At 55.5% G+C, this 19693-nt stretch carries 18 protein-coding genes and 1 other RNA gene; 8 read left to right on the forward strand and 11 right to left on the reverse strand.

Features of this window, described 5'->3' with window-relative positions; all coding sequences use genetic code 11:
• Positions 1–11: 11 nt before the first annotated feature.
• Together ffs and K1718_RS26810 are read right to left on the reverse strand one after the other, a co-directional pair.
• An RNA gene (gene ffs / locus K1718_RS26805) (signal recognition particle sRNA small type) lies at positions 12–109 on the reverse strand.
• Between the two features lie 86 nt (positions 110–195).
• The gene (locus K1718_RS26810) at positions 196–828 is read right to left on the reverse strand and encodes a LysE family translocator (RefSeq protein WP_265680223.1); all 633 of its coding nucleotides are present in this window, start codon (positions 826–828) and stop codon (positions 196–198) included.
• A 159-nt stretch (positions 829–987) separates the two neighbouring features.
• Between K1718_RS26810 and K1718_RS26815 the strand changes: the two genes are divergently transcribed.
• The 5 genes from K1718_RS26815 to K1718_RS26835 all read left to right on the forward strand — a co-directional run bounded on the left by K1718_RS26815 (position 988) and on the right by K1718_RS26835 (position 5110).
• The gene (locus K1718_RS26815) at positions 988–1407 is read left to right on the forward strand and encodes an HIT domain-containing protein (protein WP_265680222.1); all 420 of its coding nucleotides are present in this window, start codon (positions 988–990) and stop codon (positions 1405–1407) included.
• A gap of 101 nt (positions 1408–1508) precedes the next feature.
• A complete protein-coding gene (gene nudC / locus K1718_RS26820; protein WP_152503986.1) occupies positions 1509–2453 on the forward strand; it encodes an NAD(+) diphosphatase in 945 nt (314 codons plus the stop codon).
• Positions 2453–3031 carry a histidine phosphatase family protein gene (locus tag K1718_RS26825; RefSeq protein WP_152503987.1) on the forward strand — a complete coding sequence of 193 codons (579 nt, stop codon included), beginning with the start codon at positions 2453–2455 and terminating at the stop codon, positions 3029–3031. Before nudC ends, K1718_RS26825 begins: the two co-directional genes overlap by 1 nt.
• 70 nt (positions 3032–3101) lie before the next feature.
• Entirely contained in the window at positions 3102–4310 is a 1209-nt protein-coding gene (locus K1718_RS26830) for a lytic murein transglycosylase (protein WP_209007118.1), read from the forward strand.
• A gap of 185 nt (positions 4311–4495) precedes the next feature.
• Positions 4496–5110 carry a hypothetical protein gene (locus K1718_RS26835; RefSeq protein ID WP_265680221.1) on the forward strand — a complete coding sequence of 205 codons (615 nt, stop codon included), beginning with the start codon at positions 4496–4498 and terminating at the stop codon, positions 5108–5110.
• A 23-nt stretch (positions 5111–5133) separates the two neighbouring features.
• On the opposite strand, the gene K1718_RS26840 is transcribed toward K1718_RS26835, so the two are convergent.
• The 7 genes from K1718_RS26840 to K1718_RS26870 all read right to left on the reverse strand — a co-directional run bounded on the left by K1718_RS26840 (position 5134) and on the right by K1718_RS26870 (position 15241).
• A complete protein-coding gene (locus tag K1718_RS26840; protein ID WP_152503990.1) occupies positions 5134–6765 on the reverse strand; it encodes an ABC transporter ATP-binding protein in 1632 nt (543 codons plus the stop codon).
• A 13-nt stretch (positions 6766–6778) separates the two neighbouring features.
• On the reverse strand, positions 6779–8038 hold the full coding sequence (locus K1718_RS26845; protein WP_265680220.1) for an ABC transporter permease: 1260 nt from the start codon (positions 8036–8038) through the stop codon (positions 6779–6781).
• Positions 8039–8041: 3 nt separating this feature from the next.
• Positions 8042–9166 carry a microcin C ABC transporter permease YejB gene (locus tag K1718_RS26850; RefSeq protein ID WP_152503991.1) on the reverse strand — a complete coding sequence of 375 codons (1125 nt, stop codon included), beginning with the start codon at positions 9164–9166 and terminating at the stop codon, positions 8042–8044.
• A 66-nt stretch (positions 9167–9232) separates the two neighbouring features.
• Positions 9233–11116: an extracellular solute-binding protein gene (locus K1718_RS26855; protein WP_265680219.1), complete on the reverse strand. Its 1884-nt coding sequence runs from the start codon at positions 11114–11116 to the stop codon at positions 9233–9235.
• On the reverse strand, positions 11116–12996 hold the full coding sequence (locus tag K1718_RS26860; protein WP_152503993.1) for an extracellular solute-binding protein: 1881 nt from the start codon (positions 12994–12996) through the stop codon (positions 11116–11118). Before K1718_RS26860 ends, K1718_RS26855 begins: the two co-directional genes overlap by 1 nt.
• A 112-nt stretch (positions 12997–13108) precedes the next feature.
• Positions 13109–14545: a diguanylate cyclase gene (locus K1718_RS26865; RefSeq protein ID WP_152503994.1), complete on the reverse strand. Its 1437-nt coding sequence runs from the start codon at positions 14543–14545 to the stop codon at positions 13109–13111.
• A gap of 144 nt (positions 14546–14689) precedes the next feature.
• Positions 14690–15241 (reverse strand): c-type cytochrome, encoded by a 552-nt coding sequence (locus K1718_RS26870; RefSeq protein ID WP_152503995.1) that lies wholly within the window; start codon positions 15239–15241, stop codon positions 14690–14692.
• 184 nt (positions 15242–15425) lie between these two features.
• Between K1718_RS26870 and K1718_RS26875 the strand changes: the two genes are divergently transcribed.
• The 3 genes from K1718_RS26875 to K1718_RS26885 are packed head-to-tail and all read left to right on the forward strand — an operon-like array spanning position 15426 to position 18114.
• The gene (locus K1718_RS26875; protein WP_265680218.1) at positions 15426–16172 is read left to right on the forward strand and encodes a 3-deoxy-manno-octulosonate cytidylyltransferase; all 747 of its coding nucleotides are present in this window, start codon (positions 15426–15428) and stop codon (positions 16170–16172) included.
• 20 nt (positions 16173–16192) lie between these two features.
• Positions 16193–17083 carry a prephenate dehydratase gene (locus K1718_RS26880; protein ID WP_152503997.1) on the forward strand — a complete coding sequence of 297 codons (891 nt, stop codon included), beginning with the start codon at positions 16193–16195 and terminating at the stop codon, positions 17081–17083.
• A 29-nt stretch (positions 17084–17112) separates the two neighbouring features.
• Complete coding sequence (locus K1718_RS26885; RefSeq protein WP_152503998.1) at positions 17113–18114, forward strand: adenosine kinase; 1002 nt, start codon at positions 17113–17115, stop codon at positions 18112–18114.
• A gap of 71 nt (positions 18115–18185) precedes the next feature.
• Here the strand turns inward: K1718_RS26885 and K1718_RS26890 are convergent, their stop codons facing one another.
• Both K1718_RS26890 and dapB read right to left on the reverse strand, forming a co-directional pair.
• Positions 18186–18806 carry a 2,3-bisphosphoglycerate-dependent phosphoglycerate mutase gene (locus K1718_RS26890; protein ID WP_152503999.1) on the reverse strand — a complete coding sequence of 207 codons (621 nt, stop codon included), beginning with the start codon at positions 18804–18806 and terminating at the stop codon, positions 18186–18188.
• Between the two features lie 29 nt (positions 18807–18835).
• Positions 18836–19648 (reverse strand): 4-hydroxy-tetrahydrodipicolinate reductase, encoded by an 813-nt coding sequence (gene dapB / locus K1718_RS26895; RefSeq protein WP_152504000.1) that lies wholly within the window; start codon positions 19646–19648, stop codon positions 18836–18838.
• Positions 19649–19693 lie beyond the last annotated feature (45 nt).

Genomic DNA, 19693 nt, shown 5'->3' on the forward strand with positions numbered 1-19693 from the left:
GGCTGAAATGGGTGGGAGGCTGGCACGGCGACCCGTGCCGAGGCTCGTTAGGGCTGCTTCCTTCCGGATCTGACCCGGTTGGCGAGTGGCTCGTCCACCACCAACCTCCCGAGCGCCTTATATCAGATGCCCCCAGGGGTTTGGCAAGGGCTGGAAAGATGTTTTTTCGACGATGAATTCCATCGAAACCAAGAGCTAGGGGCGAAGCGTTGCCAGCTTCAGTCCAAATCCCATGAATACCAAACCGGTTACTCCCTTGAGCCATCGCTGAAACGAGGGGTTTCCCGCCGCTCGGCTGACTTTCGCAAGCAGCATGATCATGGCTCCGAACCAGAGCGCGTTGATCAGGGAATGCGTGGCGACAAGCATCATGGACGCGGCAATCGCACCCTCGCCGGCTGGAATGAACTGCGGAAAGGCTGCCAAATAAAACATTGAAACCTTCGGGTTGAGCGCATTTGTGAGGAAGCCCTCGCCAAAGGCCCGGACCAGCGTGCGTTTGTTACGCGCCGGTTGAACAGTCGGAGCGATCGCCTTGCGGGAAAGCGCATCGCGCAATGCTTTCAAGCCAATCCAGAACAGGTAAGCCGCACCCACCATCTTGACGACAAAGAAGGCTTCGGCCGAGTGCACCAGGATCACGGAGATCCCTAGAATTGAGAGCGAACCATGCAAGAAAAACGCAGACACGAAACCGCCGACATTCGAAAAAGCTGCAGCTCGCCCTGATGTTGGAACCGTCTTGGCTATCAGCACTCCGTTTGGCCCCGGAGACATGACCAGTAATGCTGCAACAAGCGTAAAACTTAAAAGTGTTTCCAATGACATGACAAAGGCCCAGTGACTGATAACAGAGTCTTCCAGGCAGAGAATGCGGAAGACCGGTTCACATGATCTGCAATCTAGCTCTATGGTGTTGAATTGCAATCCGGGACGTGCTCGCCTGCGGATTGCGCAACCCCGTCTCAGTGTTCACGGATCAAAATCATGTCCTCTTTTGCCATCAATCCCCGTCTGGAAGGCGACAGTTTTTTCGTTGAAGATTTGCCGCTGTCCCAGGTTCGGCTGATGAAAGACGCAAATTATCCCTGGCTCATGCTGATCCCCCGGGGGTCCGATCTTGTGGAGCTGATTGACCTTACCGCTGAAGACCAACAACAGCTGATGCGAGAAATTGCGGTGACCAGCACGGCCCTGAGGATGGCCACGGACTGCGAAAAGCTCAATGTAGGAGCGCTCGGCAACCAGGTTTCTCAATTGCATGTTCATGTGATTGCCCGCTTTAGAACGGATGCCGCCTGGCCAGGACCGGTCTGGGGCGCTGTACCTTCAATTTCCTATGAACCTGAGAAAGCGGATAGCCTGATTGCAGATCTCCGGCGTGCTCTGGCCGATGCTAAAGCTTAATTAGAACAGGTAACGAAAAGACCCTGCGCTGGACAGCTCCCAACCACCGACTTAGTGTCAGGCATCGACCAACCCGCCCTTACCTTTTCAAGGAATACTAGATGCGCGCGCCTGCTGCCGGTCTCCAACCGATGGAGATGAGTTTTCTTGGCAACACACTCGACCGGCAATCCACGAGACGGGGTGACAAAGCTTATATTGAAGGGCTGTTGCAAAGACCGGATACGCAGTTCGTCCTGTCGACGGACAAGACGCTTGTCTTTAGGGGCGATGACATCCAATCCATTGGCCACAGCCTTGCCGAAGCTGTTGCTCTGGGCGCCGAAACCGGGGAAATGGTGTTTCTCGGGCTAAGACCTGAAAACGGCCAAGCCGTGTTTGCAACCACCATTCCACACTCTGACGAAGATCTGTCTGAGCGACCGGGCTTGCAATCGATCGACTTGAGGAACCTGGCGCTGAAAAACCTTCTGTCACCGGAAGACCTTGGCGCGTTGGCACAGGCAAGAGCACTGATACACTGGCATCGTACACACCGCTTTTGTTCCAGCTGCGGCGAACAATCAATCATGGCAGAAGCCGGATACCGGCGCGATTGTCCAACCTGCGGTGCGCCGCATTTTCCGCGCACCGATCCCTGCGTGATCATGCTCATCACCGATGGTGATCGTGCCTTGCTTGGTCGGCCCGCACGGCTTCCTGAAGGAATTTTCACCACACTTGCCGGTTTCATGGAGCCTGGGGAAACCATCGAGCAGGCGGTGCGGCGCGAAACGCTGGAAGAATCAGGAATTGTGGTGGGTGAGGTCCAGCTGATCTCCAATCAACCCTGGCCATTTCCGGCAAACCTGATGCTCGGGTGCGTCGGCACCGCGACCACTTTCGATATCGAAATTGAAGATGACGAATTGGAAGCCTGCAAGTGGTGCAGCCGTGAGGAAGTCCGGCAAATGGTCGCCGGCACTCACCCTGAAGAACACAAGATACCGCCGTCTATTTCGATCGCCTATGAGCTCATCATTGGCTGGCTCGATGGAGTAATCTGATGACCTGGTGCGTTTACCTGACCCATCCTGAAGTGAAAATTGATCCCGACGTCCCCGTTCCCGAATGGGGCCTGTCCGACATTGGCCGTGAACGGGCAGGCAAAGCGACATTTTTGCCCTTTGCCAAAGAGATCAAACAGGTGATCTCCAGCGCCGAGGTCAAGGCTGTTGAAACCGCGCAGGTGTTTTCGGGCCGCATGAATGTTTTTCACCGTGTCTTGCAGTTTCTGCACGAAAACGACCGCAGCGCCACCGGCTTTCTTCCCCCCGAGGAATTTGAGGAGACAGCGGATGCTTTTTTTGCCAACCCTGCTGCGTCAATTCGAGGATGGGAAAGAGCTATTGACGCTCAGGATCGCATCGTGAACGGCGTCCGTAGCGCGCTGCGACATATTCCGGATGACCAGCCGGTGCTTTTTACCGGTCACGGCGCTGTCGGAACGCTGTTGATGTGCCACTTGATGGCAACGCCGATCTCAAGGCACTTTGACCAGAAACGCGGCGGTTGCTGGTATCGTTTCGAAAAAGACTGGCTGAGCACCCAAGAAGGGCGGCATTTGGGCTGGACAGAACTCTAAAGACGGTCGGTCCCGGGCTCGGATCGTGATAGGCTGCGGCGCTGTTTTAAGACCGTGGAGCCTGCCTGTGATCCGCCCCTTGTCGTTTTTGTTCGCCGCCCTCCTGATTTTCGGCAGTCAATCATTGCCGGCGACAGCGGGCAAATATGACAGCCAGTTCCGGCAATTTCTGCAGAGCGAAATTATTCCGGCCGCCCGAAAAGCCGGTGTTTCACAGGCGACACTCGACAGGGAGTTGTCCGGTCTCACTCCGGATACGTCACTTCCGGGCCTGGTTGGCCCTGGTGGCAAGGGCGCACCTCCGAAAATCAATTTCCAGGCGGAGTTTCGAACGCCTTCGCGTTACTTCAGAGACAGCCAATTCAATTCACTTGTGCCTGGCGGGCGCCGCCTTATGCAGAAACACGCCTCAGCACTTCAGCGAATCGAGGCGCGATATGGCGTTCCCAAGCGGATCATTCTGGCGATCTGGGCGCGTGAATCGGGTTATGGCGGAGCCAAAATTCCTCACGATGCCCTTCGGGTGGTCGCCACTCAGGCCTTTATGGGTCAGCGCCCGGAGTTTTTCAAAGGGGAGGTAATCGCCGCACTCAGGATCTTGCAGAACGGCGACATTTCAAGACGTGCGATGAAAAGTTCCTGGGGTGGAGCCATGGGCCAGCCGCAGTTCCTGCCCTCGTCCTATCTGAAATATGCCGTCGATTTCGACGGTGACGGCAAGCGCAATATCTGGACATCACAAGTCGACACCATGGCTTCGATCGCGAACTATCTTGCCGAACATGGTTGGGCAAAGGGCCGTGACTGGGGCTATGAAGTCGTCCTGCCTGAAAACGTCTCTTGCACACGCGAAGGGCCGGACAACCGGCAAAAAATTTCTGCCTTTGTGCGAGAAGGTGTCAAACGTGTCAGCGGGCGACCTTTCCCCGATCATGAATTGAACAAGCCCGGGAACATTCTGCTGCCGGCAGGTCGGTATGGACCTGCCTTCATTGCGACCGAGAATTTCTATGTGATCAAAGAGTACAACGAGAGCGATACCTATGCTTTGTTTGTTGGACACCTTGCCGACCGCTATGGCAGCAACAAGGCGTTTGCAGGCGCATGGAAGCCAATGAAAGAAACCACTCGTGGCGCGGTTCGGAACCTGCAACAACGGCTGGAAGGCCTTGGGCATGATGTCGGTGGCGCCGATGGTTTGATCGGCTTCAAGACGCGGCGTTCGATCGGCAAAGACCAGGAAAAGAACGGTTTTTTTGCGACGTGCTGGGTCGGTTAAGGACCCAAGAACCAACTGCCAACCTTCAGCTGATATGGCTCACCCGACTTTTCGAAGGGCGGCGTGCTTTTGAGTTGCATGCGCGGCTCGCATAGTGCCGCGAAAGTGAGTTATGAATTTTTGCTTTTATTTTTTATTGTTTTACGATAATTAATGAACTCCATTAGCAAAGTGGAGTTCCTCGAATGTTTGGACTAATGTTCCAGCGCGCGATCCTGTCGTCGTGCCTGAAATCTCTGTTTATTGCCGTTTTGGTGTCCCTGGGTAAAACCGGCCTTGCCCATGGCGTGGACCTTGACGCGTTCAATCCCGCCAAGACCGATCCGGAGCAATTCCTGATCGCCGTCCAACATTCACAGAGGCTGAAAGTGCCGACGAATGGAGCCCGCATGAAGGTCGTCATGCGCGAGAAATCGTCCGGGCGTGTTTTGAAACAGAAAGAGATTTTTCTGACAAGAACGTCGCTGCCCAAGGAATCCGCTTCACAATTCCAACGCGATCACGATGAAACGGTTTCGATTTTTCGAATTCCCGGAGCCCAGATCGACGAGTTACGCTCCCTGCAGGCCAAGTTTCTTTCAATGCCGGAATCGAAACGGAAGGCCATCAGCGGATCGTTGATGATCGATGTTGCCGGGTGCAAAGTCGATCCGGAAGACAATGGGCAAATGTTGATCTCAACCTATCTGAAAACGTCTGAGCTGCCAGAGTTCGTTGTCCTTGCTTCGGACTATGACTTGAGAAACGTGCCTACAAAACAAGGCGCTGAACAGCACGACCCGATCAAACCCTGTCGCTGATCTGGATATAAGGCGTTGTTGGTTCAAACACCAACCACGCCTTCCGGAGCCGTCTCCAGGCGGAAGGCTGCAGCCATCAGCGCCTTTGTGTAGTCGGTTTGGGGAGCGTCGAATATCTGCTCTGACGGGCCGGATTCCACAACCTTTCCCTGGCGCATCACGACAACTTCGTTGGCGAGCGCACGAACGACCTTCAAATCGTGAGAAATGAACAGGTAAGCGAGACCGTGAGCTTTTTGCAGGTCCCTCAGGAGATCGACGACCTGTGCCTGCACACTCATGTCCAACGCCGATGTCGGTTCATCAAGCATCACGAATTTGGGCTCCAGGACCATGGCCCTGGCGATTGAAATCCGCTGCCGCTGACCACCGGAAAACTCGTGCGGATAACGGTGGCGCGTGGACGCATCAAGGCCAACTTCTTCCAAAGCATTGGCCACTTTTCGGTCGCGCTCTTCGGGGGAAATGTTCGGGAAATGAACCAGAAGGCCCTCGCCTACAATGTCGGCAACGGACATGCGCGGACTTAATGCGCCAAAGGGATCCTGAAACACGATCTGCATGTCCCGCCGGAGGGGCCGCATTTCCTTCCAGGAGTTGGTCTGGATCTCATTGCCGTTGAACGCGATGCGGCCGGTGGAAGATATCATGCGCAGGATCGCCAGTCCGAGCGTCGTCTTGCCGGATCCGCTCTCGCCTACAATCCCGAGGGTCTGTCCTTCGCGTACTGTGACGTCGATACCGTCAACGGCCTTGATGTGATCTACAGTCTTTCGCAGCAGACCGCGCTTGACGGGAAACCAGACTTTCAGATTGTCGGCCTGAACCACAATCGGCTTGTCCTTGTCGGTTGCCGGAGGTTCGCCTTTTGGTTCGGCCGCCAGAAGGTGTTTCGTATAGTCGTGTTGCGGCTTGTCGAAAATATCGGCAACCGGCCCCTGTTCGACAATCTTGCCCTTGGTCATCACGCAGACCCGATCGGCGAACTTACGCACAATGCCCAGATCATGAGTGATGAAAAGCATGGCCATGCCCTGCTTCTTTTGAAGATCCTTGAGAAGTTCCAGGATCTGAGCCTGAACCGTCACATCCAGCGCCGTGGTCGGCTCGTCTGCAATCAGAAGATCCGGCTCGTTGGCGAGCGCCATGGCGATCATGACGCGCTGGCGCTGGCCGCCCGATAGCTGGTGCGGATAGGATTTCAAGCGTTTTTCCGGCTCTCTGATGCCGACCTGGTTCAACAGCTCAAGAACACGTTCACGCGCCTTTGCATCACTCATGCCGCGGTGAATTTTCAGGATTTCAGAGACCTGCTTTTCCACTGAATGAAGCGGATTGAGAGACGTCATCGGTTCCTGAAAGATCATCGAGACGCCGTTGCCGCGCACTTCGCGAAGTTTTTCTTCGCTTGCCTGAAGCAGATCCACGCCTTCCATCATGATTTTCCCGGAAGGATGCGATGCGGTCGGATAGGGCAGCAGACGCAGCACCGATTGGGCGGAGACAGATTTCCCGGACCCGCTCTCGCCGACCAAAGCAACGGTCTCACCCTTTTTAAGATCAAAGGAGATCCGGTCGACGGCGAGCGTCTGGCGTTTGCCCTGCGTGAAGGCAACGGACAGGTCTTCGACCGAAAGGAGGGTTTCGTTTGTCATTGTGATTTCCTCCCTAGCCCAGGCTCTTGCGCGGGTCGAATGCATCGCGCACGGCTTCGCCGATAAAGATCAGGAGGCTGAGCATGAGCGAAATCACCACAAAGCCGGTTATGCCTAGCCATGGGGCCTGAAGATTGTTCTTTCCTTGGGCCAACAATTCACCAAGCGAAGCCGATCCGGGTGGCAGCCCGAACCCGAGAAAGTCCAACGCCGTAAGGGTCGATATCGAGCCATTCAGGATAAACGGCATGAATGTGAGCGTTGCCACCATCGCATTCGGGAGCAGGTGCCGCCACATGATGACCGGATTGGACACCCCGAGCGCTCTTGCCGCGGACACAAACTCCAGATTTCGACCTCGCAGGAATTCGGCCCTGACAACGCCGACCAGCGCCACCCAGGAGAAGGCGAGCAGTATGAAAAAGAGAGTCCAAAACCCCGGCACCAGGAACGAAGAGACGATCAGGATCAGGTAAAGGGTCGGTATTGCGGTCCAGATCTCGATAAAGCGCTGGAAACCGAGATCGACCCAGCCACCATAATAGCCCTGAACAGCGCCGGCAGCGATGCCGATGACAGAAGACGCGAGAGTCAGGGCCAGGCCAAAGAGGACGGAAATCCGGAACCCATAGACCATGCGGGCCAGCACATCACGGCCCTGATCATCGGTGCCGAGCCAGTTCCAGTTGCCTATGACGCAATTCGGATCCTCGGCTCCCATCGGGTAGCGCGCGCAGCGTTCTTCCTTGTTCATGGTCCAGGACGGCGGCGCCGGGGCAGGAACCGGAATGTTACGGTTCACAGACCGATGATTATAGCGAACGGGCGGCCAGAGCATCCAGCCATTGGCTGCTATTTCTTCCTGAATGAAGGGGTCCCTGTAGTCTGTTACGGCCAGAAAACCACCGAATTTTTCTTCAGGATAATCCACGAATACAGGTGCGAGCAGTTCACCCTTGTAGGACACCAAAATGGGGCGTTCATTGGTCAGGAATTCCGCCAGCATCGCCATTGAAAACAGCACCAGGAAAATCCAAAGCGACCAAAAGCCCCTTCGGTTGGCCTTGAAATTCTGCAGACGGCGGCGATTGATGGGCGAAATACGTGAAGCGGTATAGGGAACGAGGTCCGCAGTGTCGTTGTGTTCGGTGACCGGTCCGTGATCCGTCTCGACAAAAGCTGCTTCTATCGCCGGCTCGTAGGCCACTGCCTCGCTTCGGGAATCGCCGATATCGAAGCTGCCACCTGTGTCGTTGCTATGATCGGATGACATGGCTCAGACCTCCCTGCTTTCGAAATCGATCCGGGGATCGATCCAGGTGTAGGTGAGATCGGAAATGAGGTTCACCAGAAGTCCCATCAGCGAGAAGATATAGAGTGTTGCAAAGACGACGGCGTAGTCGCGGTTGATCACCGATTCAAATCCAAGCAGACCCAAACCATCGAGCGAGAAGATTGTCTCAATCAGCAAAGAGCCGGCAAAGAATGAAGAGATGAATGCGCCTGGGAAACCGGCAACGACGATCAGCATCGCGTTGCGGAACACATGCCCGTAAAGCACCTGACTTTCGTTCAATCCCTTGGCCTTGGCAGTGATGACATATTGCTTACGGATTTCGTCCAGGAAGGAGTTCTTGGTCAGGAGCGTCGTTGTTGCGAATGCAGACAGCACCATGGCTGTGAGTGGTAACGCCAAGTGCCAGAAATAGTCCGCAATCCGGGCTGGCCAGGACAGAGATTCCCAATTGTCCGACACCAGGCCTCTCAGCGGGAAGATGTCCCAGAAGGATCCGCCGGCGAACAGCACGATCAGGAGAACAGCGAAGAGAAACCCCGGGATGGCGTAGGCGACAACCACGACACCGGATGTCCACACGTCGAAGCGAGATCCGTCACTCACGGCCTTGCGGATGCCGAGCGGGATCGACACAAGGTAGGAGATCAGTGTCATCCAGAGACCGAGAGAAATCGAGACGGGCAGTTTCTCGGCAATCAGGTCAATAATTCGAATGTCCCTGAAGTAGCTCTCGCCGAAATCGAACCGCGCATAGTTCCAGAGCATATTCAGGAACCGCTCAAATGGCGGCTTGTCAAAGCCGAATTGCGCTTCCAACTCGGCAATGAATTCCGGATCAAGACCTTGAGCGCCGCGATATTTGGAGCTGACCGCGTCAGCCGATGCAGCGCCGCTGCCACCGGAGGAATCGTTCCCCCCTCCGAGCATATCGCTGCCGCCGCCGCTAATCCGTGAGGTGGCCGAAACATCGGTCCCCTGAAGCTGCGCTATGACACGCTCAACCGGGCCTCCCGGCGCGAACTGGATTATCACGAAATTTATGGCCATGATTCCGACCAGCGTCGGTATCATGAGCAGCAATCGGCGGAGAATATAGGCGCCCATGGATTACGTGCATTCCCTTTATCTTTGGCCTTCTGAAGCGGGCCGGAGGTGTCACTGTCGGAAAGATTACCCGCCTTTGCCGAGTTTTTGCGCCTTTTCCTGATCTATCCACCAGAGTTCTTCAACCGGGAAGAAATAACGCGGCGTTTCTTCCGGAAAGCCATAGACATCCCATAGAGAGACATTGTGGACATTCTTGTACCACTGGGGAATCCAGTAAAATCCCGAGCGCAAGACACGGTCCAGAGCACTGGCTGCAGTGTTCATTTCCTCGCGAGACTGAGCCGCGATTGCCTTGTCGATCAAGGCGTCGACAACAGGACTTGAGATACCGGCGGTGTTGTAGGTTCCTGGCGTTGCAGCTGCCTTTGATCCCCACAGTTCGCGGATAGTGTCGGAAAGAGTTGGCGCAAGCGAATACCGGCGGCTTGCAATGTCAAAATCATAGTCGTTCAGTCTGGCCTGGTACTGGGCCGGATCGACAATGCGCAAGTTGGCCTTGATGCCGAGCCGTTCCAGGTTCTTCAACAACGGATTCGTGATCCTCTCGAAGGCAGTCGTGTTGTTGATGAATTCAACTTCAAACGGCTTGCCGTCCGGCCCAATCAGCTGCGGACCATCACGCTCATAGCCTGCCTCCTTCAGCAACTGGCTGGCACGGCGCAACAGCTTTCGGTCAAAGCCTGAACCATCGCTGACCGGCGGAGTTATCGGCTCACCGAACACGGTCTCCGGCACTTGATCCCGGAAAGGCTCCAGCAACTCCAGTTCAGCTGCCGATGGTAAACCTTCAGCTTTCATGTCCGAGTTTTCAAAGAACGACTTGGTACGTTTGTAAAGCCCGTAAAAGAGGTTCTCGTTGGACCACTCGAAATCAAAGGCATATCCCAGAGCCTCGCGAACTCTCGGGTCCTTGAACTTTTCCCGGCGCGTGTTGAAGAACCACCCTTGTGCACCAGATGGACGGCCATCCGGGAAGTCACGGCGCACGACACGGCCATCCTCGACAGCCGGGAAATTATACTCCGTTGCCCAATTCTTGGATGAAAATTCTTCTCGATACAGAACATCGCCTTTTTTGAAGGCTTCGAAAGCAACTTGTCGCTCCCGGAAGAATTCCAGTCGGATGGTTGAGAAGTTGAGCTGACCTTTTGTGACCGGAAGATCATTTGCCCAGTAATTTTCAACCTTGTGATACTCGACATATCGACCGACCGCATGCCTGCCGACCTTGTAAGGACCGGATGACAATGGAGGGGTCAGCGTTGACTGCTTGAAATCGTAAGCGGTGTAGTAGCGTTTGGAGAAGATCGGATAGTCGGCAGCTACCGCGAGGGGGAAACTCCGCGCCTGCGTTCCATCAAATTGAAACGCAACTTGGTGCTCGCCCAGCACTTCTGCATCCTTGAGGACGCCCAGCGGCTGGCTCAGCAGAGGATGTCCGTCGGCTTTCAGCAACATTATGGAAAACGCGACATCCTCGGCAGTCAGCTTGGACCCGTCATGGAACCGTGCCTCCGGCCGAAGATTGAATGTGAACCTGTTGCCGTCTTCAGAAACTTCGACTGTTTCGGCTACCAGCCCATAGACAGCATCCGGCTCATCGTAGGCTCGGACCATAAGCGTGTCGAAACAAAGCTCCATCCGAGGGGGCGCGTCGCCCTTCAGGATGAATGAATTGAACGTGTTGTAGGTCTGTACATTCTGATTGAAGTACCAATAGGGCGCCTGAAACGAGAAGGCTCCCCCTTTCGGCGCCTCCGGGTTGACGTACTCAAAGTGGGTGAAATCCGGCCCATATTTCAAGTCTCCGAAAACCGACAGGCCGTGCCTTGGGCCCTTTGGTGCCGCAAGAGCCATTTTTGCCGAAAGGGGTGTCGAAGCCGCAACTATTGCCGCTCCGGACAGTTGAAGCATTTGACGGCGTGTCGGAGACAAACACTTCTTCATCACTTGATCGCCTTCGTCTTGGCTGCCAGCTCTTCATCGTACCACCAGATCGTTGGAAATCCGGTGCTGAACTCAGGCATCTTTTCCGGATGTGCAAAGCGGTTCCAGCGCGCGGTTCGCGTTTCATCGGAATAGAATTGCGGCACCACATAGTGGTTCCACAAGAGCACGCGATCCAGCGCGTGCGTAGCAGCCACCAGTGTCTCACGGTCTTCTGCAAAGATAACCTTGTCGATCAGCTTGTCGATTGCTGGGTTCTTGATGCCCGCATAATTGGCCGAACTCGGATTGTCGGCAGATGTGGTTCCCCAGTATTCCCGTTGCTCGTTTCCGGGCGAGAGCGACTGACCGATCGCCAAAACGACAGTATCAAAATCGCGCGAACGTACACGGTTGATGAACTGGGACGTATCCACGAGCCGCAAAATCGGATTGATGCCGATGCTCTCAAGGTTCTTGGCATAAGGCAGCAGCGTCCGCTCGCTGGCCTTGTCCCGATAGAGGAACTCGATGCTGAGCTGCTCACCGGTGTCGGGGTCGACCATTTTGCGGTCTTTCAGTTCATAGCCCGCTTTGCGCAGAAGTTTTACAGCCTCGCGCAGGTTCGCCCGGACGTTTTGCGGGTTTCCACCAACAGGGTTGGTGTATTCCTGAGTGAATACTTCCGGCGGAACTTCGCCCCTAACCTCTTCCAGGATCTCCAACTCCTTGCCTTCGGGAAGCCCCGATGAAGCAAGCTCCGTACCTGCAAAATAGGAATTGACGCGTTTCAGGAGGTTTGCCGAGACGATCTCGTTTGTGGTTTCGAAGTCATAGGCAAAGTTGAGTGCTCGACGCACGTCCGGGTCCTGGAATTTTTCCCGGCGCTGGTTCAGGAAAAAGCCCTGCATGACGCCGGAAGACCTGTCGGGAAAGATTTCCCTGACAACACGACCATCTTCGATCGCAGGAAAATTGTAGCGCTTTGCCCATTGGCTTGAGCTGCGCTCAAGATGATAGTCGTATTGATCGCCCTTGAAGGCTTCGAACTGAACTGCATCATCGAGAAAAGAGATGTAGCGGATTTCGTCGAAATTGTAGGTGCCGACCCGAATGGGCAGATCCTTGCCCCAATAATCGTCGACCCGTTCGTAGTTCACCTGCCGGTTGGCCGTGAAATCCTTGATCCGGTAGGGGCCAGAGCCCAGCGGCGGTTCAAGCGTTGCTCTGGAGATGTCGCGCGGCTCGCCTTTGCTGTCTGTGCCCTCCCACCAGTGCTTTGGCAAAATGGTGAGCTGGCCCATGATTTTCGGCAGTTCACGATTGCCAGATGAATCGAAAGTGAAGCGGATGACCCGGTCATCTACGATTTCAGTGTTCGTGACATTCTGGAAATAAAACTTGCGCTGTGGATCGAGCTCAATTGCCTTTTCAAAAGACCAGACGACGTCTTCCGGTGTCACGGGCATGCCATCGTGCCATTTGGCATCGGGATTGAGACGGTATTCGACCCAGGAATAGTCCTTAGGATAACGGACCGCGTCTGCCAGAACACCATACTGTGCACTGATGTCCTCTTCGTCGAGAGACGGCTCCATCAGGCTTTCGTAAATGATCAGGACGCCAGGGCCAATATTGCCCTTTTGAGCCAGGATGTTGAAGGTATCGAACCCACCGCGGCTCGCCAGGCGAACTGTCCCTGCAATCGGCGCGTCTGGATTTACATAGTCGAAATGAGGGGCATCCGGGCCATATTTCGGCGTACCGTTCAAAGCAGCAGCATGTTGCCATTCGGGTTCTTCTGCCTGTGCCGGACCAGTACCTAATGCCGTAGCAGACAAGGCTCCCGCCAGCACCATTCCTGCTGCGGTCTGCCTGATAGAACACCAATTGAACACCATGGGCTTTTCCGTCCCTTTCCTGTTTCCCAGGTCCAAATCACCGGACCTTATGTAAACAGTGTAGGGACGCACTGACCAAACGTCACCAGCTGGTTGGCAAGATGACAGAAATTTAACCGGCCTGGATCACTCCCTTCTTAGGAGCGTCTTGTGAATTTTGCTTAGTTTTGGCCTTCTGAGCGTACATTCGACCGTCAGCAACTCTTAGTAGGTCTTCGACAGTTGCTGCATCCCCTGGATAGCTTGCCGTTCCAATGCTTGCCTTGACGTCAATCCGTGCTCCCGAATACTCAAAAGCGCGCGACACGTGGTCGGACAGTCTGGTGAGAAAGGACTTACGTTCCTGCCTGCGCATGTTTCCAGGGGTCAGGACTATGAACTCATCGCCGCCGACGCGTGCGACCGTATCAGTCCTGCGAACCTGGTTCTGCAGCCGTTGACCCACCTCCACCAGCAACCGGTCACCAACCGAATGCCCGTAACTGTCATTGATCGGCTTGAAGGCATCCAGATCGACATAAAAAATCTCGAAACCGGAACCGCTGCGTTCGCACATGGCGGCGAGCTGCATCATCCGGTCTTCAAGGAGCCGCCTGTTGGCCAACCCGGTCAAGGGGTCATGCAATGCCATTGACCGGACCTTGTAGACCTCACTGATCAGAAGAAACGCCATTGCTGCAAAGACCAGAGACAGGAAACTTCCGACCAGTTGGGTGATCCAGACCTTGTTGCCCATATTGGACCAACCGGCCTCCGGATAGGCGATCAGCTCCCAATCCAGTCCCCCGGGCAGATGAAGTGGCAGAGATACAAAATCGAGGTTCTCAATCGCCGCAGAACCAAATATCACCGCAGACTGGCTGTTTACGGCGTTCTTGTTGAGAAGCGCCATTCGAAGTCCATCGACGCTTTCCCTGATCCCGGCTGACGCCATCAAACCTGCTTCGTCCAGGACAAGCGTCACGACACCCCAGTAGGGCCGGTCCTTTGTGGCCTGGCCCGGGAAAGACGCCGGAAAAACGGGAATACGGATCACGAGAGCCCGCCCGCCCTGAACGAGCTCAAGCGGCCCGGCAATGACAACCTCCCGGGTGAGCATGGCTTTGCGTATCGCAGGCCACTGGGCGGTGTTCATTCGGTAGTTGAGACCAATGGCGGCCTGGTTCGGTTCAAATGGATAGACGGCTCGCAGAATGTTGTTGGGTGCAAGACCGATGGAACGTATCGACGGGTTTTCCTCGATCAGGTCAATCGCAATTTCACGATAGTCTGCCATGTCGAATGGTGCATCGGTGTCCTGGGAGACCACCGATCTCAATCCAAAGCCGTAGGCGACCGTGCGGCTCAATTCACCTTCAAGCCGAGCGTGCACTTCAGACAAGTTGGCGATCACTTCGCGCTTGTGTTGGGAAACGAGTTCGTTGCGTACGAGCTGGCCCACATGCGCTGTCACGGCAATTCCGACGAGGAAACACGCGACAGCAACGATGGAGGCGGCAACCGCTCCATTTGTTTTGCCCAGCAGATCTCTCGTTAGACTTATGCCCATGCGGCCCACACCCGACCTTCGCCCGCGTAGCATATAACGTGACGTCAGATTTGTTAATTTTTCGCCCAGTTCCAACAAAAAAGCCGGGCTCCAGGCCCGGCTCTTCCAGAATTTTCAACAGATAGCAGTGCGACGATGGGTGTTTTACTCTGTCGGCAGTGGCTTTGGCGAAGCAGAGAGCTCACGCATGTAAGCAATCATGTTGGCCCGCTCTTCCGGCTTGCGAAGGCCGGCAAAACCCATTGACGTGCCAGGGATGTATTTCTTCGGGGAAGCCAGGAAGGACTCAAGGCCTTCATATGTCCACTCGGCGTTGGCCGCACCGTATTCGTTCATGGCGGCAGAGTATCCGAAACCGTCGACGCCGCCAGGCTTGCGACCGACCACATCCCAAAGTGCCGGACCGACCTTGTTGGCTCCACCGTCATCAAACGTGTGGCAAGCGGCGCATTTCTTGGCGACTTTCTCACCTTCGGAGGCCGAGGCTGCGAGTAGCAGCTCTGAAATCGGCACAACGTCCGGCTCAGGCTGAACTTCAGAAGTGGAATCTTCCGCGGATGCCACGACAATCTCATAGCCCGGTTTGCCGGGGATTGTCGGGTGGAAGATGATGTCGGAGACAATACCAACACCCATTGTCAAAATCAGGACCATCAGGATCGCACCGGCGATCTTGTTCAGCGTGAAGGAATCCATTCTCTCCGGCTCCAAGCTCATACGCGTCCGAGCCCGCAGTGACACTGCGAGCCCTATCAGCTTTTCGAATTTTGCCGGAACCTACAAATTTTTTGACCTTGCTGTCCATAGCTTTAAAAGGGCATCTGATACGACAAACGGACGCGGCAAGGTTTTTTTGTGCCTTTTCTGCCCGTCCGACCGAATGGAGACCCGATTGACTGCCGCTCTTGTGATCATACCCGCCCGTCTTGCGGCAACACGCCTTCCGCGCAAACCGCTTGCCGACATTTGCGGAAAACCAATGATTGTGCGTGTTCTCGAGCAAGCCCAGAATGCGGATATCGGCCCAGTCGCCGTCGCTTGTGACGACAAAGACATTTTCGATGCCATCCAGGACCATGGGGGGCAGGCAGTGATGACACGTGTCGATCATGCGTCCGGCTCGGACCGCATTCATGAAGCTGTCGGACTGGTTGATCCGGACGAAAAATTTGAAGTGGTGCTCAATGTTCAAGGCGATGTGCCCCTGATTGCACCCGAAGCGATTCGGGCAGCCTTTGCTCCGCTGACCGTTCCTGACGTCCAGATCGGAACCATCATGACGGAGTTCACGAACCCGGACTTCAGAGACGACCCGAACTTCGTCAAGGCTGTCACGACCCCAAACGGTGAAGGGCATCACCGGGCGCTTTACTTCACCCGAGCACTTGCTCCAAGCGGCGAAGGCCCGCACTATCACCACATCGGGATTTATGCCTATCGGCGGTCCGCCCTGGCAAAGTTTGTCGCCCTTTCGCCGTCCCCGCTGGAGCTTCGCGAAAAGCTGGAGCAGTTGCGTGCGCTCGAGGCAGGCATGCGGATCGATGTGTCCGTCATTGACAGCGCACCCATGGACGTGAACACCCCGGAAGATCTTGAGCGCGCACGCGCAGCCTACCGAACATTCTAGAAAGTCAGGCTTTTTTACCCATGTCAGATAGAAAAAGAATTGTGTTTCAGGGAGAAACCGGCGCCAACTCCCACATGGCCTGCCGGAGCGTTTATCCCGATTACGAGGCTATCCCTTGCGCGACCTTCGAGGACTGCTTTTCCGCAATGGCGGATGGTTCGGCGGACCTTGCCATGATCCCGATCGAAAACTCTGTCGCTGGCCGTGTCGCAGACATCCATCACCTTCTGCCGAAATCCGATCTGAATATCATTGGCGAGTATTTCATGCCGATCAGGTTTCAGCTGATGGCGCCCAAGGGTGCCCGTGTGGAAGATCTGAAGAAGGTTCAAAGCCACATTCATGCGCTTGGACAGTGCCGCAATGTCATCCGGGAACTCGGTCTGACCGCCGTAGTTGGTGGTGATACGGCCGGTTCGGCGCGGCAGATTTCCGAGTTGAATGACCCAAGCGTCGGCGCACTCGCGCCAGAAATGGCTGCCGAGATCTACAATCTCGACATCTTGCGCGAGAATGTTGAAGACGCTGCGCATAACACGACACGGTTTGTTATCCTCTCCCGTGACAAGATGGAGGCCGCGCATAACGGCCAACCGGTTATCACCACGTTCATCTTCCGTGTTCGAAACGTACCGGCTGCGCTTTATAAGGCGCTCGGAGGGTTTGCGACCAACGGGGTCAACATGACAAAGCTGGAATCCTATCAGCTCGAAGGCCAATTCTTTGCATCCATGTTCTACGCAGATGTGGAAGGGCACCCGGAAGACCCGGCGGTGGCCCTCGCCCTTGAGGAGCTGGCCTTCTTCTGCGCGGAGCTGAACATGCTCGGGGTTTACCGCGCCAGCCCGTTCCGGGAAAAGATCAAAGAACCTGAGGCCAACCGCGCCCTCAGACCCAATCCAAATTCCTAACGTCACCCCTGGCGCTATCAGAGGACAATATGACCGAAACCAGATTTGATGCCCTGTGCATCGGAAATGCCATTTGCGATGTGTTTGCACATGTTGAAGAAGATTTTCTTCTCCAGGAAAACCTGATCAAGGGGTCAATGCGTCTGATCGATACCGAAGAAGCAGTGCGTCTCTTCAACAAGATGGGGCAAACCGTCAGGGTCTCCGGTGGCAGCGCCGGCAATACGGCAGCCGGTATTGCGTCTCTTGGGGGACGTCCTGCCTATTTCGGCAAGGTGGCAGAAGACGAACTGGGCGACAGCTACTCTCACGACATGAACGGAACAGGCGTTTATTTCAACACACCGCGCCTGCGGGAGTGGAAGCCGACTGCGCGCTCGATGATCCTGATCACACCCGATGGTGAGCGCACCATGAACACCTATCTTGGCGCCTGCACCGAATTCAGCCCGGCCGATGTGGACGAAGAAGTCGTTGCCGCAGCTGCGGTCACTTACATGGAAGGCTATCTCTGGGATCCAGAAGAGGCCAAGAAAGCGTTCCTTAAAGCGGCTGAAGTTGCGCATCTGAACAATCGCAAGGTCGCCTTGACGCTTTCCGATTCCTTTTGCGTTGACCGTTACCGTGACGAATTTCAATCGCTTCTGTCCGACGGCGTTGTCGATCTTCTGTTTGCGAACGAGCACGAACTCAAGGCGCTCTACCAAACCGGCGATCTGGACACGGCCATCAGTGCCGCCAAGGAAAACGGCGCACTGACAGCCCTGACGCTCGGCTCCGAAGGCGCAATGGCTTTCGACCGGGATGAAACCGTGAAAGTTGACGCGAAGGACGTTGCCAACGTTGTGGACCTGACAGGTGCCGGTGATCTCTTTGCGTCCGGTTTCCTGTTTGGCCTCGCACGCGACTACAAGATCGCCGATGCGACTGAGCTGGGCTGCCTATGCGCTGCGAGTGTCATCAGTCACGTTGGCGCACGCCCGGAACGCCCGTTGAAAAACCTTGCGGCACAAAGCGGTTTCGAAGTCTAGAAAAAACAAAGGGGCGATCACTATCGCCCCTCTAATTTTGCCGTCCTGGCATTTTGCTGAAAAGCGAGGCGTCAGTCGGCAAGATCCTGCATGCTGACAACGCCGCCGTTTTCATCGAGCCGATAAATGATCGGCGTGCCGGTTCCAAGCTCGCGTTTCAGGATCTCTTCCGGGCTGAGGTTTTCAAGCTCCATGATCAAGGACCTGAGCGAGTTTCCATGGGCAGCGACAATTGTCCGGTTGCCAGCCAACACACGCGGCAGAATTTCAGCCTTGTAGTATGGAAGCACCCGCTCTGCCGTCATCTTGAGGCTCTCGCCGCCAGGAGGCGGTACATCATAAGAGCGGCGCCAGATATGGACCTGGTCTTCACCAAATTGCTGACGGGCCTCATCTTTGTTCATGCCTGTCAGATCGCCATAGTCCCGTTCATTCAACGCCTGGTCCTTGAACGTTTCCAGACCGGTCTGTCCGAGCTCATCCAGAATAATATCGAGCGTTTTCTGCGCACGCGACAGAACCGAGGTGAAAGCGAGATCGAATTCCAGCTTCAAATCCTTGAGCTGCTGTCCGGCCTTGTGAGCTTCGGCAACTCCCTGTTCGGTCAGGCCAGGGTCCTTCCAGCCGGTAAACAGGTTCTTCAAATTCCATTCGCTTTGTCCGTGACGGACAAGCACAAGAAGGCGATCCATGCCGTGCTCCTTAAGCTTCGATCTCAATTTTAGTCGTCCAGGCCGAGAACGTCGGCCATGGAATAAAATCCGGGCTTTTGATCAAAGCCCCATAGCGCTGCCTTCACGGCACCGCGCGCAAATAGCTGCCTGTCTTCAGCTCTGTGAGACAGTTCGATCCTTTCACCTTCACCGGCGAAAATCACGGAGTGTTCGCCGATAACCGATCCCCCTCTCAGGGTAGCAAAGCCGATATTGCCCGTTTGCCTTGGGTCCATGATACCGTCTCGCGTGCGCACCGAGTGGGTTCCCAAATCGAGCCCACGTCCTTCGGCCGCGGCCTGACCAAGCAGCAGGGCCGTCCCTGACGGCGCATCAACCTTGTGTTTATGGTGCATTTCCAGGACTTCAATATCGAAGTCGGAATCCAGCGCAGCGGCGGCCTTGCGCACCAAGCTGGCAAGCAAATTCACGCCCAGGCTCATATTGCCGCTCTTGATTATGCGCGCATGTCGCGCTGCGGCACGAAGAGGTTCGTCCTGCCCCTCCGCCCAGCCGGTCGTGCCAATGACGTGGACGATCCGGGCTTGAGCGGCCAGTTCGGCAAAATAGAGACTGGCTGGAGGTGCGGTAAAATCGAGAACGCCGTCCGCCTTGGCAAAAGCGGTCAGCGGATCGTCGGTGACGGGCACACCAAGTGTCTCGGTACCTGCAAGATCTCCGACGTCTTTTCCCAGACAATCAGCGCCTTCCCGCTCGACTGCCGCGACCACCATTGCACCCGGTGCTTCGGTTATGGCGCGTGTCAAGGCCCGACCCATTCGGCCACCAGCTCCGACGACCACCAAACGCATCTGCGCCATTACGAACCCCTCAATCAACTTTCGAAGGGGGTATAGCAGTTTCGC

It is taken from the genome of Roseibium porphyridii (genome assembly GCF_026191725.2).
GTDB classification, from domain to species: domain Bacteria; phylum Pseudomonadota; class Alphaproteobacteria; order Rhizobiales; family Stappiaceae; genus Roseibium; species Roseibium porphyridii.

Excerpts from the sequence above, each read along its gene's own strand:
- K1718_RS26810 (WP_265680223.1), bottom strand. The coding sequence starts at position 828 with ATGTCATTGGAAACACTTTTAAGTTTTACGCTTGTTGCAGCATTACTG.
- K1718_RS26815 (WP_265680222.1), top strand. The coding sequence starts at position 988 with ATGTCCTCTTTTGCCATCAATCCCCGTCTGGAAGGCGACAGTTTTTTC.
- nudC (WP_152503986.1), top strand. The coding sequence starts at position 1,509 with ATGCGCGCGCCTGCTGCCGGTCTCCAACCGATGGAGATGAGTTTTCTT.
- K1718_RS26825 (WP_152503987.1), top strand. The coding sequence starts at position 2,453 with ATGACCTGGTGCGTTTACCTGACCCATCCTGAAGTGAAAATTGATCCC.
- K1718_RS26835 (WP_265680221.1), top strand. The coding sequence starts at position 4,496 with ATGTTTGGACTAATGTTCCAGCGCGCGATCCTGTCGTCGTGCCTGAAA.
- K1718_RS26840 (WP_152503990.1), bottom strand. The coding sequence starts at position 6,765 with ATGACAAACGAAACCCTCCTTTCGGTCGAAGACCTGTCCGTTGCCTTC.
- K1718_RS26845 (WP_265680220.1), bottom strand. The coding sequence starts at position 8,038 with ATGTCATCCGATCATAGCAACGACACAGGTGGCAGCTTCGATATCGGC.
- K1718_RS26850 (WP_152503991.1), bottom strand. The coding sequence starts at position 9,166 with ATGGGCGCCTATATTCTCCGCCGATTGCTGCTCATGATACCGACGCTG.
- K1718_RS26855 (WP_265680219.1), bottom strand. The coding sequence starts at position 11,116 with ATGAAGAAGTGTTTGTCTCCGACACGCCGTCAAATGCTTCAACTGTCC.
- K1718_RS26860 (WP_152503993.1), bottom strand. The coding sequence starts at position 12,996 with ATGGTGTTCAATTGGTGTTCTATCAGGCAGACCGCAGCAGGAATGGTG.
- K1718_RS26865 (WP_152503994.1), bottom strand. The coding sequence starts at position 14,545 with ATGGGCATAAGTCTAACGAGAGATCTGCTGGGCAAAACAAATGGAGCG.
- K1718_RS26870 (WP_152503995.1), bottom strand. The coding sequence starts at position 15,241 with ATGGATTCCTTCACGCTGAACAAGATCGCCGGTGCGATCCTGATGGTC.
- K1718_RS26875 (WP_265680218.1), top strand. The coding sequence starts at position 15,426 with ATGGAGACCCGATTGACTGCCGCTCTTGTGATCATACCCGCCCGTCTT.
- K1718_RS26880 (WP_152503997.1), top strand. The coding sequence starts at position 16,193 with ATGTCAGATAGAAAAAGAATTGTGTTTCAGGGAGAAACCGGCGCCAAC.
- K1718_RS26885 (WP_152503998.1), top strand. The coding sequence starts at position 17,113 with ATGACCGAAACCAGATTTGATGCCCTGTGCATCGGAAATGCCATTTGC.
- K1718_RS26890 (WP_152503999.1), bottom strand. The coding sequence starts at position 18,806 with ATGGATCGCCTTCTTGTGCTTGTCCGTCACGGACAAAGCGAATGGAAT.
- dapB (WP_152504000.1), bottom strand. The coding sequence starts at position 19,648 with ATGGCGCAGATGCGTTTGGTGGTCGTCGGAGCTGGTGGCCGAATGGGT.